This window comes from Paenibacillus hebaui, assembly GCF_051934385.1.
GTDB lineage: Bacteria > Bacillota > Bacilli > Paenibacillales > Paenibacillaceae > Paenibacillus.
Map to the genome: position 1 here is coordinate 5,801,380 of NZ_CP196836.1, position 14,441 is coordinate 5,815,820.

Consider the following 14,441-nt stretch of genomic DNA (forward strand, 5'->3'; position numbering starts at 1 on the left):
TACTTGGTTTTAATGTATCGTAAACCCATTCTTTTCCAGATTCAATATCAATTCCTCCAAGGAACGATCCAAACGTGATGTGATGTCGGCTGGAAGTACAAATTTCCCGTCATCCAGTCGTTCAATTCCCTGATCAACAGCATATACCCCACCAAGGATATGTCGGCCTCCAAGTGCTGCAAGAACAGGCTTCAATGCATAATCAATGGCGAGCAGATGGGCGATTGAACCGCCAATGACCAATGGCAGAGACAACTTGCCCCGTAACCCTTCCTGCGGGATCAGATCCAGAAACAGCTTCAGTACACCCGAGTATGATGCCTTATATACCGGCGTAGCCACAATAACTGCATCAGCGGCTTCAACGACAGCAAGTGCATCCTGAATGGACGAGCTATCAAACCGGGCCTGCACCAGATCTTCCGCTGGCAGATCCACGACGTGAATCACTTCAACCGTAATGCCCGCCTCACTTAATTTGTTGCTGCTGTAATCCGTAAGGCCTGTCAAACGCGAACGTTTGGAAGGTGATCCAGCAATAATAACGACATGTGACATCATGATTCCTCCTTGGAATAGCGGTCAAGCCGCTCCTTTTACTTTGGGGTCCAAAAGGTCGCGAATATCGTCTCCAATCAGATTAACTGCCAGTACAAACAAGGTGATGGCCAGCCCCGGGAACGTACAAATCCACCAGGCAACTGTCAAATATGATCTTCCTTGGGAGAGCAGCGCTCCCCAATCCGGTATTTCCTTCAACACACCAAGTCCCAGAAAACTGAGACCAGAGCCAGTCAGGATGGAGGTACCCACGCCCAGCGTCGCCATGACAAGCAGCGGTGACAACGAATGTGGCAGTACATGTTTCCAGAAAATACGGCTATTTGAACCGCCCAGTGAACGTGTCGCTGTAATGAAAGGCAAACCTTTGACAGACATGACCTGCCCACGCATCACCCGTGCATACCCCGGTATGGAAGAGACCGCGACAGCCAGGGCAATATTCATGAGTCCCGGCCCAAGTGCGGCCGCAACAGACAACGCCAGTAACACACCCGGTACAGCCATCAGAATATCAACAGCCCGCATGGTGATGGTATCCACGATACCTCCTGCATAGCCAGCAATAATGCCAAGGGCACTGCCGACAATGCCGCCCACAAGTACCGAGGCGAAGCCAATAAGCAGTGAATCCCTGCTGCCATGCACAACTACGCTGAATATATCCCTGCCAAAATAATCGGTCCCGAACAGGTGTGCAGTAGAGGGAGCCTGAAGGATGGCGTCCGTCATCATCTGAGTTGGATCATAGGGAGCAATCCAGCCCGGTACAATGGCACAGGTGACGGTAAACACCACCACCAGCAACGCTGCATAAGAATAATCGGGATACCGCGAATGATATGCGGTGACGCCACGGACATCGATTCCACAGGCGTATTCGCCCCATGCTGCCGGTCCAACCTTTTTTATTACCAACCAACGGTTTCATGCTCATGCGAATTGACGCCCCCTTCCATCACTCCGTGTTCAGATATTTCAGACGCTCCTGACGTTACAAGCTGCTTCCACCGTGATCACGTTCGGGCCGCACGCCTAACTCTGGGATCAATGTACGCATACGAAATGTCCACTACCACATTCAGAACGACATAAATAATCGCTGTAAAAAAGACAACTCCCTGCACGACAGGCAAGTCTTTGGCCATTAAGGCATCTGCAATAATTCGGCCGATTCCCTGCCTGGAGAAGACGGTCTCCACCACGACGGTTCCCGCGAGCAGATCACCGATCAACATGCCGATGACCGTTACCGCAGGGATCAGCGCATTACGCAGTGCATGACCATACATTATGGCGCTTTCGGAGAGCCCTTTCGCCCGTAACGCTACGATAAACGGTTCATTGATCACTTCCAGCATGCTGTTACGCACCATTCGCACAATGAAGCCCGCACCGACGAGACCCAGTGTGGCTGCCGGAAGAACCAATGAACTGAAGCCATCCGAACCCATTGCGGGAAACCATCCGAGTTGAACCGAGAATAACAGAATCAACAGGATCCCCGTCCAGAAGGTTGGCATGGAGATGCCGAACAGTCCAACGAGCCGTGCGACGAAATCAATCACGCCATTACGATGAATGGCGGACAGTACACCGAGTGTAATGCCGATTGTTATGGCAATGATCGAGCTTAGCGCAGTCAATGCCAGTGTCGCCGGGAAATGTTCCCATATTTTGGGCAGGACCGGATCGGAATTGATCATGGATTCACCAAAATCCCCGCGCAGCATATCGCCAAAATAGTTGGCAAACTGGATGTAAAACGGCTGATCCAGTCCAAGCTGAACCCGCAGATTCTCGATCATCTCCGGGGTAGCCGAGGACGGGTCCAGCATGAGCAGAACCGGATCACCCGGCAGAAGATACATGATGCAGTACACCAGCACCGAAGCTCCGAATATAACCAGAAGCGATGTTGCAAGTCGTGACAGTATCGTTTGAACCATACCGGGATATCTCCTTCCTGAATCGGGATTGGCCGTTCATGTTAGGGCTGAATGCGAACATCGTTAAAGAGTGGGTACCCCAGCGAATCGAACTTGATGCCTTCGACCTTTTTGGATGCTGCCACCGTATAAGGGAATACATAGATCGGCAGGATGACCGCCTGCTCAATCAGGTATTGCTGGATCTGATTATAGATATCCACCCGTTTATCTGGATCAGTCTCCACCGCTCCCTGCTCCAGCAGTTTATCGATCTTCGGATCAGACAACCCTGACAGTGTCGGACGTTCACCCTCTGCACTTGTATGATAGAAGGCATACAATGCATTTGGATCGGAGTTGACCTGGCTGTTGCCATAGAGATCATAATCCCAGTTCTGATAGATGACCGTTGCGATGTCTTTCGTAATTTCGACTTCAACGGCAATACCCACCTGTTTCAGCTGTTGCTGAATAATCGCGGCGATGTCATTGCGTTTCTCCCGATTGGGCGAACCATCGACATAACGTAAGGTCAGCTTCTGGCCGTCTTTGGCACGAATGCCGTCAGCACCTTTCACCCATCCTTGTTCATCCAGCAGTTGATTAGCTTTGTTAATATCCGGGTTAATGCTTCTTTCCAGGGAGGCATCATACCCCAGGATGCCTGGAGACAATGCAGACCACGCACGTTCGTAGTTGCCCAGATACAATGTTTTGACAATCGATTCCACATCTACAGCGGATTGTACCGCCTGCCTTACTTTCACATCATCCCAAGGCGCTTTGCGCAGATTGAAAAAGAGTGTATACGGCAGTCCAACCGTATTGGCCTGCAACAATTGCTGGTTCGGATCGTTCTTCAATGCAGCGATATTTTGCGGCGGAACGGTCTCCGCGGCGAGTACCTGACCACTCTGTACACTTCCGATGCGGGTCGCTTCTTCCGGTACAATTTTGAATTTGATCGTATCCACATGTGGTGCCCCTTTATTTACAACCGTGTCAGGGCTCCAGTTGTAATCCTTGTTTTTGGCAACGACGATATCCGCATTTTCATCCCATTTCACGAACGTATACGGGCCTGTGCCCACCGGATTTTTACCCAGCTGGTCGCCATATTTTTTGGCAGCCGTTGGGGATACGATTCCCAGCAGCGCTTGGCTCAAGTTGCCTAGAAAGGATTGCGAAGGGGAATCCAGATTCACCTTGATGGTATATTCATCAATGACCTCGGAGGAGCTATAGGGTCTGATCAGGGCAAGGGAATTGGCAGCTCTGGTGGCCGGGTCAATCACCCGATCCAGATTGTATTTCACGGCTTCTGCATTAAACGGTGTTCCGTCATGGAACTTCACGTCTTTGCGCAGCTTGAAGGTATAACTCTTGCCATCCTCCGATACACTCCATTCCTTGGCGAGCCAAGGTTTGATGGAACTGTTCGGCAGCTGTACCACCAGATTGTCATAGATCGTTCGGATTGCTCGTACGGTTACGGCAAGCCCACTCCGGTGAGGGTCCAGTGTATCCGGCGATGTGGCAAGTGCAAAGGTTAAATCTCCACCCTCCGCTTGCCCGGCCTGATCCCCGCCGGAAGCCTGAGCCGTACCGCTAGTGTTGCCTCCTGCCGCCGCTCCGCAACCGGATAATACCATCACCAATACGGCTGCCAATGCCATATATTTCATCCATGAAGTAGACCTGTTCATATCGCTTCCCCCTCTGTGTATACAGGTGCCATTAATGTTAGTTAATCCAATACTTCTATATATCCTATGAGATAAGTCGGTTTTAAGATAGTACAAAACGTGTAGCGAATGATTTTGATCATGACTTCATTACTAGTTAGAACAAACAGTCAGACAAAATCGGATGCTCGTTCACTCCCACGAAGTTATACCAGCTTAGATCTTCACTTGCTCTCTGGCTGCCGTATAACGGTTAACCGGAATTTGCACCCCAAGATTACCTCGCAGTGTATCGTGTTCATAATCGGTACGATAGATGCCGCGCTCTTGCAGAATCGGAACAACCAGTTCCACGAAATCAGACAGTCCACTTGGCAGCTCGGAAGCAATAATGAAGCCATCCGCCGCTTCCGTCTCAAACCATTCCTGAATCTTGTCAGCGACCTGCTCCGGTGTGCCCAGGAATTTGCTGCGGGGTGTTGCTGCGCGCAGAGCCACTTCACGCAAGGTCAATCCCTGCTCCTTCGCATCCTTCTTGATTTTGTCCGTGCCACTGCGGAAACTGTTGCTTCCAATGCCATTCAGCTCCGGGAAAGGTTCATCCAACGGATATTGGGAGAAATCATGATGTTCGAAGAAACGTCCCAGGTAGTCCAGCGCTTTGTCAATCGTGACCAGGCTTGCGATTTCCTGATATTTCTGTTCAGCTTTCTCTTCTGTCCGTCCAACAATGGGATTGATGCCTGGCAAAATGACAATATCCTGTGCAGAACGTCCATAGGAAGCCGCCCGTGTTTTGACATCCTTATAGAATGCCTGCGCATCTTCAATGGTGTCATGTCCGGTGAAGACGGCATCCGCTTCTTGTGCAGCCAGGTTTTTGCCATCTTCTGATGAACCTGCCTGGAAAATGACCGGCTGTCCTTGTCGTGAACGGGCAATGTTGAGTGGACCCTTTACGGAGAAGAATTCTCCTTCATGATTAAGAGTGTGCAGCTTGGAAGGGTCGAAGAATACTCCGTTCTCCTTATCTCTTACGAAAGCATCATCTTCCCATGAATCCCACAAACCCTTGGTCACCTGCAAATATTCCGTTGCAATCCGGTAACGTTCCGGGTGGGTAGGGTGATTGCTCTTGCTGTAGTTTTTCGCCGATCCTTCAAGCGGAGATGTGACCACATTCCAGCCTGCACGACCGTTACTGATCAGATCGAGGGAGCCGAACTGTCTGGCTACGGTGAAGGGATCACTATACGAAGTGGAGAGTGTGCCCACCAGTCCAATGCGTGAAGTAATCGCAGCCAGAGCGGACAAGAGACTGATTGGTTCGAAGCGATTAAGGAAATGGGGAATGGATTTCTCAGTAATGTACAGACCGTCCGCGATAAAAACAAGATCGAATTTACCTTCCTCCGCTTTGAGCGTCTGACGTTTGTAAAACTCGAAATTAACGCTGGCATCCGCCTGAACCTCCGGATGTCTCCATGTGGTATTGCTGCCCCCAACCCCGTGTACAATGGCTCCAAATTTCAAACTGCGTTTTGCTGTCATCTGCATTCCGCCTTCCTTGGGATTAGATTATTAAGATATTGAAGAGACGTTGAAGTCTCATCTGATATGGATTACGTATGAGCAAAACCTAAAAGTTAACTATTCCTATGAGTTTGGTTTGTTTTAATTCCACAAATCTTATCACTGCCCCGCAAAAGGGTCAACAGCGTGACTTATAGAACTTTTCTATATAAGGATTGGATATCTGAATCAGCATTTTGCATCATTCGAGTGTTATCGCTTAGACACTCTTCCACCCAACTAAATTCCCGGTTTATGGTGGTTCCAGTTACTGCATAATGCCATTGCTTCATACAGCAACCGGAACTGCTTGATAAGAGGTTTATAAACATCCCGTCAAATCGCTGCAACTTCGTCCCACCGTGCAAGAAGCTCAGCCAGTTTCTCCAGATCAGGCTCCAGCAATGCTTCAAACTTACCGTCTCCTAACACTTCAACAACAGGTACATGTCGAATGCCGTATTTGGCTTCAAGCACATCCCTCAGCACATCATTACCCTGCACTTCGATGTTCTCAAAAGGCTGGTTTCGAGCCGTCAGAAATGCTTTGACTTCCCCGCAGAAATGACAGCCTGTTTTACTCCACAGCACTACTTTTTTGGATGATGAAGACATCGACATACCTCCTGATTGGATTCAAGGTTAAAATCTAAACGATCAATCCCTATACCTTAAATTCCTATCTGTTAAATAAGAATTATGGCTATAAATGTACTCCTGAGTGCTTCAAGCGTCAATGGATCTACTAATAGAATAAATCTATAACAGAATAGAAAGATTAAATTTAAAATTTGAAAGAACAACTATACACACGAGTTAATCTTTACCGGCCTCCCTGGCCATGTTCAAAGCTTGTTTAGCAAATGCGGCATAGGACTCGATTTCGCCTGGACTTTGATCGATAGCCCAACGCAGTGTATCAAAGGCTTGCAATAACAATACATGTCTCATTTGATCCAGCTCTTGTTTACTGATCCCGTACCCTTCAAAGAACGCTCTCAATTGTTCGGCATCAGGACCCTCGCCCCGGAGCTGGCATCGCAGCAGATGAATAATATCCCCATGGGGCACCACGGTTACCTCCGCACTTCCCCAATCCAGTAGTATAACCTGACCTGTCTCATTGACAATTGTATTCTTTAATGAGAGGTCGCCATGGCATAAACCAAATCGGAACTTTTCCATTTTCAACTGTTCGAACCAATGCCTTATGGTCTCCGATTCCATCTTTGTAATTACGCCAAGCTCAATTAGCCGATCATGCTCCGTCAGACTATTAATATTATATTGCACATACCCGTCCCAACTGCCATCTGATCCTGGATGAGGTGGTGAGTGGAACGTCCCTTGAACAGGATCAATTAGATCTCCTCCAAAACCGGTCACTTGGATCGAATGAATGCGTTGTGCATATGCACCGAGCTTCCTCCAGATCTCGGACTCGAATACAGAGCTATCCAATCCGTTATCTCCTTCCACAAACGTTTGAATCATATATGCGACTTCATCCGTAATCCCAACGGACAATGTCTGTGGCCCAGGGATACCCGCTGCCGTTGCTTGCTCGATGCACCATTTTTCCTTCATAAAGGTGGGGAAATTATCTTTATTGTTCATGCGGACAACCACTTTCTCACTTTCCGTCTCAACCAGGCAGACCTGATTAACGAAGCCTTTACCGAGAATATGATGTGAGGATTTCACTTGTCCAGGCAGAAAATGGCTGACAATTCGTTCAGCTTGCATGACCACAGCGTTTTTCATAATGCACCATCCCTATATCGTTATCCTAAGCTACACTTAGTGATGACTGAGTTGGTCATAGTGTAAAATGAAATCGCTAATCTTTCAATCGGTATGCTCCATATGTAAAGTTCGGATGCGGAATGGAGTAGAGTGATACCCCACACATTACATTCCGCACCATGCTGCTGTTCCGGCTTACAGGCTGCCTCGTCATTACAGATCTTCGTTCAAGAGTTGCGGCGGGGAAATGATCGGCCAACCTTCTTCGATTGAGCACAGTTGGTCCGCAGTTACACTGACGATCTGTCCCTGTTTTACGCCCCAGCGTTCCGCAGCATATGGAGTTACAAACCTTCTGCGTTTCCCCCCGCTGATCTGGTACCATCGTTCTGGCGAATTCACTGCGGCCACAATCATACCTTCCACCAAGGCATCGCGGCTGTTCTGGACCACTGGTTCATGAACATGACCTTTTTCCAGCGGCCACCCCTTCAATTCACCTGCCGATACCAGCGTTTCTCCTGTTGGTACGCCGAGCAGATCCGGTTTGGCGACCTGAACGGGCGAAATGCCCCGTGGCACGGGGATGTTCAACTTGCGCCGCTGTCCACGAACTAAGCGATACACATCGCCCTTGAGATCAGAGATGAAACAGCCATCCGGGTAAAAATCCGTGCTGTGTCTCAGCTTATTAGCGATGTCGCTACTCCCCTTGGTGGATATACGTTGCCGAGCATCAGGCGGGTCCATCTGTCCAGGGGACGCGATTTCCTGCTGACTGACAGAGGTATCAGCATACACCCCTAATCGGGAGATTTCGGTAACCAGCTCATGCGAATCGCCCCATTTTTGAGAATAAAACTGTTCATTGTCCTTGTTCACTGTGTTCAAATCCTGTTCTCCAAGCGCCTTCATACTCACACTTCCGTAATGATGGATGAAGGCATCCCCAGCTACCGCAAGCCTGTACCCCGCCAGCTTCACCCGAATGATCCAGTCGTCATCTTCAAAATTGCCCACGGTGTAACCTTCATCCAGATAACCTACCCGGCCCAGCAGTTCCCTTGAGAAGAGCCAGCAAAATCCAACCAGTCTTTCCGTTTCCCGATGTTTCCCCGCATCTGGACGATTATGTCTGGCAGCAAAGGACCACATGTCATTCACTTCACTGTACGGCACTTCAATCTGCTGATCTCCGCCAATGTAATTCGTAACTGGCCCCACCACCCCTATTTGCGGATCACTCGCAAGGCATGTCATCATGTTCTCCAACCAGCCAGGGGTGACCAGTGTATCATTGTTCAGCACCACGATATGTTTGCCTCTTGCCATCATCAATCCATAATTAACCCCCCCGGCGAAACCACGGTTTACGTCCAACGCCGCTACCCTCACCATGCCGCCTTTGCGAAGCAGGGCTTCTGCTGTGCCATCCTTGGAGGCGTTGTCCACGACAATGATTTCGTAAGGAGCAGGCGTGTGCTTTTCAATACTCGATACACATTGCAGGACATATTCCCGCTGATTGTAAGTCGGAATAATAATGCTTACCCCTTCAAACACCAGTCCAAATGAACTCTGTCCCTGCCGTAATCCTTCATCGTAGCCTCTGTGATAACCCTGTTTGAAAAGCTTGGCACCTCTGGCTGCCCGCTTGCCTTTACCTTGGCGTCTCGACCTCCGGGGCGAGCGGCTTCCAGCTGAATGCAAACCCACTTCTGCGTTACCCAAAGCATGGCGTTGTCTTGAACGGCTGTTTGATTTGTTCATCTTGCTCCCTCCATTTCCCATCGTCCAAAAGCAATAACGTTACAGGTGACGCTGCTCCAGACCATAACCTAAAGATGAAGCTCTCCTGTGACCAATTTGTCAGCCAAATGTCCAAAATCTATGGCAACCCGGCCCAACTCACCAGCAATTCGGCGGCACAGAATAACGGCCGGGATTCCTGCTGCCACAAGAGCGATATCAAACGAATGCTCCGCTGTTTGTTGCATCACTATCGGGATATCCGAAACCCCCGCCACTGCGCCTATAATGCCGGTCACATGAACACCTCGGCTGTGCAAAAGTGCGCCGAGTTCGGCAGCACGGCTTCCAATCAGCAGCACCCGACGTCCTTGCAGCATGGGCAACAACAGACCGGATTGATGCAAGCTATAATTAATCGTGGAGCTGGTCAACTTTAAACGGGCCCAGTCGATACCGAAGTGGCGCAATACCGGGAATAACAAGCCTTGAAACGTAGGAGCACGCGAGATCGGAACGCCTACCCAATCGGCGCCCTGGATTGCTTCCGCAAGTGCAGCGCGGATGTCTGCATTGGAGCGCGGCACCCCTGCATAGGGCAGAAACGGCGCCAGCTCCTGCACTTGCTCGCCTGGCAGCACCGTATCTGCTGCCAGGGTCAGCAGTTCGCCATCTCCGAGGCGAACAACAGACAGGGGGCGCTGCGCATCCAGCGCCCCTTGGACATGGTCAGCCATCTCATGAGGGCTGGCCAGTCGGGTGAGGCTGGGCGCGTATTGGCGGAATCCCGCCTCGATCAGATCTGCCGCCGCAACGGCTGGCAGAATGTGGTCCGGCGGGATGTGCTGCGCCACCAGCGCTTCCCCGCCCGCGAACACGCCGTCGCGGAAGCCCTCGGCGTAGCCGCCTTCGGGCACTGCAGCCGGCTTCGCAGGCGCAAGTGCCCCTGCGCTGCCTGCATTCGCGGCAACGCCTCCCCGCCCCGCCGCCGCGGCACCGTGCGCGCGCTTCGCGTGCAGCGGTGCTGGCCCAGGTGCAGGCGCACGCTGCGCAGCCGTGCGCTGTTTGCTGCGGGCGGCGCTTCGCTCGCCTGCACGACGACGCTTCGCTCCCGCAAGCTTGCCCGCTCTGGCTTGCGCCCCCGCACGGCCTTGCCTTACCCCTGCACGCTTGCCTGCATTGGCTCGCTTCTTGGCTTTGCCACGCTTCGCACCTGCACGCTCTGCCCTCACTCGTGTGCGAACGCTTCCCCACGCTTCACCTTTTCCTGCTCTGGTCCTAGCTCTCGTTCCCACGCTCCCACCATGTCTAGCACTTATGTGCCCAACGGTTTTTGGTTCGCGGCCTACACTCGCTTGGGGTTCAACGCTCACGGTTCCATGCCAAGCATCTGTGTTTCTACCCATTATCGTGCTTCTGCTCCTGACCACATGACTTCGTTTCGCTACTCTCACGGCCTTCCCTCCCTTGACATGCACGAGGAGTGCCACCGCTGCGCAAAGCGCCGGAGCATTCTTCCAGCTCCGGCGCAGGTTCTTCTTCTTTCATGGGTCACCTCACAGCGGTAACATCAGGCGCATTTATTTTAGGGCAGTTGTCCCTTCATGCGAACTGCTGCTTCCTGTAACGATTGGAACGTCCCTGCATCACTCCAGTATTTTTGCAAAATATCGTATTCCAGTCCTCCAGCAGACGCGTAGTGATTGTTCACGTCCGTAATTTCGAGTTCTCCGCGTGCAGACGGCACAATGTTCTGAATAAGATTGAATACATGATCATCGTACATATATATTCCGGTGACACAATAAGAGGTCTTCGGTTGACTCGGTTTTTCCTCAATGTATGAGATTCGTTCCGGATGTTGTGGATCAAACACCGGCACCCCATACCTCCGTGCATCGTCCACCTCTTTCAATAAGACACGGGCCGTACCAGCAGACTGCTGCATATACCGATCCACATATGGCTTCAGATCGTCGCTAAACAGGTTATCACCCAGCAGCACAACGAATTTCTCTCCAGGAAGAATAAAGGATTTCGCCAGATCCAAGGCTTCGGCGATTCCACCTGCCTTCTCCTGAATCCGATAAGTGATCTTGACGCCATGATCTGCTCCGCCGCCCAGATAATCCGTGTATAGGCCAGCGGAATGTTTGTTTATGATAATCAATATATCTTCGATACCTGCCTGGCGGAGTCTGTCGATACCATACATAATCATCGGATGTTTGCCGACTGGAATCAGATGTTTGTTAATCAGCCGAGTCAGAGGGTACAGCCTTGTTCCTGTTCCGCCAGCAAGAATTACACCTTTCATTCCACATTCCCTCCTTCATCGGATTTCTCAATATATTCAAGGGGATCGACATGCCATTTGTTGATAAAAATGGATCGATTGCGCTCAAGCATCTGTTTCCACGCCACCGGATCTGTCTTCAGGAAACTCGCACTGCCACGATGATGTACGAGAACATCCCCACACACCAGCAGACGATATCCCTCCATACAGGCCCTATAGCAATAATCGTCATCTTCATAGTGTCCCGGCGAATAGGCTTCGTCCAATAGACCAATGCGCTCCATTACACTTCGCCGCATGAGCATGCATAAACCGACAATACGCCTGACTTCCTTCCATCTGGAAGGATCAAGTCTATTGTTGGACTCGGCCAATTCCTGAAAATGATCCATGTTCCGGAAGTCCAGCTTCACCTGCTGGATTCCGCTCGCATAATTAGTAACAGGGCCTGTAATCCCAATGCTTGCATCACTGTAGAGAGCGGCTAGCAGATTTTCAAGCCAGCGAGGCGTGACCGTGACATCATTATTCAGCAGCAACAGCTCATCACCACATGCTGCGCGAAGCCCAGCATTGCACGCTGCCGGAAATCCGCGATTATCCGGGAATCGGACAAAACGAATTCGTTCCCGGGCACAGTAAGCAGCAGTTCCATCCACCGAACCATTATCCACAACGATAATTTCATACGGCGTATGGTTGCCGGTATATTTTCGAATAGCATCAACGCATGGCCCCAATAGATCCAGCCCGTTGTACGTTGGAATAATAATACTCGTCATTGTCATCTGGCGTTCCTCCTGTAGGCCACTTCGGCACGGGTGAGCGCCAGGGCTTGCGCCTTATTCCCGCCCATATCCAGCCAGGCTGCAATCGCCTCCAGGTGGTCCCCGATGATCAATCCGGCGACTTCATTACCCCTCCCCATGTTTGTGGAACGCAGACGATTGGAGCGAATAACATCCACCTGACTGGGTGCTGTCACTCTTAGTCCACGCAGGATGGCAAGACTTTGCGCCTTGGGAGGAACAGCCAGAGCCTCCGGTTTCACGGTCTGGATCATGTTGCGCGACAAGGCATGAGGTACCGCTGTCAAGGAGTTGGAACCCAAATCAGATCTGCCCAGCACCCGATTAAGATAAGCTTTGATCCGACTCACCTCATCCTGTCGGGCAAATGGCGGTAACAACGATGAAAGATTGTTCAATGCCACATCATCACCCCGGTCGACAGCATACAGGTACGGTGCCAGCTTTTCTGCCGAAACCACCATATCTCCATCCACAAAGAGAATTGTCTCCGCCTGCGTCATCTTGGCCCCCAACGCTCGGCCCACATCATGTCCTGCTCGATCTGGTTCATACACCAGTGTGATGTCAGACTGTTCAAGCACCTGTGTTAGACTATTGTCCGTTGTTCCGTTCAATACCACAACGATATCTGTCAGTGGCAATCGTTTCAATTGTACCAGCACTTGCCCGAGTGTTTGTTCCTCGTTACAGGCACAGACAACTGCAGCGGCCGATCGATTAAGATGGAGGGGTACGATATGCAATGAACGTCCCGCAGATTGGGCATATCCTTGCATAAATGCTTTCCCCGCCTGCATTACAGCACTATAGCTCCTAAGCTCCGCCGAAATCTTAAGCCCATGTTCGTGCCAAGCCATACGTGCATGTTTTTCAACCAATTGAATCTCAATGGGGGCATTGCATCCAGCCAGTTGTCCCGCTTTCCAGACCGATTGCAACTTCGACCTGTTCGTTGTGATACGCTTGGGTTTGGATCTATTCAAGCTTCTCTTGCCTATACGCCTGTTCCTTGTGGTTGTTCGTTTGCTTGCTGTCCGCTCACGGAGGACACCAGCTGAACGCTTCCTCATTTCCTCACCTCCAGCATTCTCACCTCGTCAGGCTGCGAGCACGCTGCAGATCGGAATGTCCTCCGCGTGGGCCGAGCGTGTCGGTTATCCACCTGATCGCTGTCAGATGATCATTCCATACAACTTGACTGAGCGGATCGGGACCCCTTCGTTTTTTGACTCGAACTGCGTTCATTTTGCCTACAGGCACATGATGGACGGCACGTACTTCCAGTCCACCGGTTACCGCCTTCGCCTGCGCCAGTGGTGGAATCTCCAGTGCAGCATCACCAATAACTTCCAGCGCCTTGCGACTTAATGCATGCGGAATAGCTGTCATGGAAGCCCCTCGCAGATCAGGTCTGGCGAGCATACTGTTCAGGACATGTTTCGCCTCCACCACAGGGTGAACAGGAATACGCGTAACAGGACCGTCATAATCGTTGAGTGCCACATCTGTTCCATCGAGGATCGCTCGCACATAAGGTGCAAGATGTTCTGCCGGAATGGGAATGTCTGCATCCGTAAACAACAACACCTTGCCACGAGCTGCCGCTGCACCGATTCGTCGTCCTCCATCATGCCCCAAAGCTTCGGTGTAACGAAGTACTTGAGCTCCTGCCTTCTTTGCCACAGCCGCAGTACCATCCGTTGAACCATTCACAACAACAAGCACTTCAGAATCCCGATATATACGTAGTGCCTGACGGACAACTGCACCAATGGTCCTCTCTTCATTCATCGCAGGTATGATAACCGAAAGCATGGGCACACGCGAGCTTTTGGGATCATGAGTTGGTATATCCCTCCTGCGGAACTCTGCCCCGGCTTCTTCCCGTTTCATCTCTTCCATTGGTGGAATCACGTATTTATAGGCCTTTGTACCCTTTTTGTAGACAGATTTCATTCGCCGTTTCTTCGGATATGCTTTTCTTCGTTTCAAATCCGATTGGGCTGCATATAAAGCTGTAGTACGGCGTTTTTGCAATACGTTCACCTCCCGGGTGTACATCATCGGCATGCAAAGGGAGTACACA

The 14,441-nt window shown here is 50.9% G+C and carries 14 protein-coding genes; all 14 read right to left on the reverse strand.

Going from position 1 to position 14,441, the window contains the following annotated elements:
- Positions 1–9: 9 nt before the first annotated feature.
- Positions 10–558, reverse strand: a complete 549-nt coding sequence (ssuE, locus tag ACR32F_RS26370) for an NADPH-dependent FMN reductase (RefSeq protein ID WP_440120018.1) — start codon at positions 556–558, stop codon at positions 10–12.
- A 24-nt stretch (positions 559–582) separates the two neighbouring features.
- Entirely contained in the window at positions 583–1,428 is an 846-nt protein-coding gene (locus tag ACR32F_RS26375) for an ABC transporter permease (RefSeq protein ID WP_440120019.1), read from the reverse strand.
- Positions 1,429–1,577: 149 nt separating this feature from the next.
- Positions 1,578–2,510 carry an ABC transporter permease gene (locus tag ACR32F_RS26380; RefSeq protein WP_440112339.1) on the reverse strand — a complete coding sequence of 311 codons (933 nt, stop codon included), beginning with the start codon at positions 2,508–2,510 and terminating at the stop codon, positions 1,578–1,580.
- A 41-nt stretch (positions 2,511–2,551) separates the two neighbouring features.
- Positions 2,552–4,198, reverse strand: a complete 1,647-nt coding sequence (locus ACR32F_RS26385; RefSeq protein ID WP_440112340.1) for an ABC transporter substrate-binding protein — start codon at positions 4,196–4,198, stop codon at positions 2,552–2,554.
- Positions 4,199–4,393: 195 nt separating this feature from the next.
- The gene (locus tag ACR32F_RS26390) at positions 4,394–5,728 is read right to left on the reverse strand and encodes an LLM class flavin-dependent oxidoreductase (protein ID WP_440112342.1); all 1,335 of its coding nucleotides are present in this window, start codon (positions 5,726–5,728) and stop codon (positions 4,394–4,396) included.
- A 357-nt stretch (positions 5,729–6,085) separates the two neighbouring features.
- Positions 6,086–6,364, reverse strand: a complete 279-nt coding sequence (locus ACR32F_RS26395; protein ID WP_440112344.1) for a glutaredoxin family protein — start codon at positions 6,362–6,364, stop codon at positions 6,086–6,088.
- A 201-nt stretch (positions 6,365–6,565) separates the two neighbouring features.
- Entirely contained in the window at positions 6,566–7,513 is a 948-nt protein-coding gene (locus ACR32F_RS26400) for an aminoglycoside phosphotransferase family protein (protein WP_440112346.1), read from the reverse strand.
- Positions 7,514–7,708: 195 nt separating this feature from the next.
- On the reverse strand, positions 7,709–9,265 hold the full coding sequence (locus ACR32F_RS26405) for a glycosyltransferase family 2 protein (RefSeq protein ID WP_440112348.1): 1,557 nt from the start codon (positions 9,263–9,265) through the stop codon (positions 7,709–7,711).
- A gap of 68 nt (positions 9,266–9,333) precedes the next feature.
- Positions 9,334–10,650: a GT-D fold domain-containing protein gene (locus ACR32F_RS26410; protein WP_440112350.1), complete on the reverse strand. Its 1,317-nt coding sequence runs from the start codon at positions 10,648–10,650 to the stop codon at positions 9,334–9,336.
- Positions 10,643–10,792: a hypothetical protein gene (locus tag ACR32F_RS26415; RefSeq protein ID WP_440112352.1), complete on the reverse strand. Its 150-nt coding sequence runs from the start codon at positions 10,790–10,792 to the stop codon at positions 10,643–10,645. The genes ACR32F_RS26410 and ACR32F_RS26415 overlap by 8 nt, the downstream gene beginning before the upstream one ends.
- Before the next feature lie 37 nt (positions 10,793–10,829).
- Positions 10,830–11,561: a sugar phosphate nucleotidyltransferase gene (locus ACR32F_RS26420; protein ID WP_440112354.1), complete on the reverse strand. Its 732-nt coding sequence runs from the start codon at positions 11,559–11,561 to the stop codon at positions 10,830–10,832.
- Positions 11,558–12,331 (reverse strand): glycosyltransferase family 2 protein, encoded by a 774-nt coding sequence (locus ACR32F_RS26425; RefSeq protein ID WP_440112356.1) that lies wholly within the window; start codon positions 12,329–12,331, stop codon positions 11,558–11,560. Before ACR32F_RS26425 ends, ACR32F_RS26420 begins: the two co-directional genes overlap by 4 nt.
- Entirely contained in the window at positions 12,328–13,425 is a 1,098-nt protein-coding gene (locus ACR32F_RS26430) for a glycosyltransferase family A protein (protein ID WP_440112358.1), read from the reverse strand. The genes ACR32F_RS26425 and ACR32F_RS26430 overlap by 4 nt, the downstream gene beginning before the upstream one ends.
- A gap of 19 nt (positions 13,426–13,444) precedes the next feature.
- Positions 13,445–14,392, reverse strand: a complete 948-nt coding sequence (locus ACR32F_RS26435; RefSeq protein ID WP_440112360.1) for a glycosyltransferase family 2 protein — start codon at positions 14,390–14,392, stop codon at positions 13,445–13,447.
- Positions 14,393–14,441 lie beyond the last annotated feature (49 nt).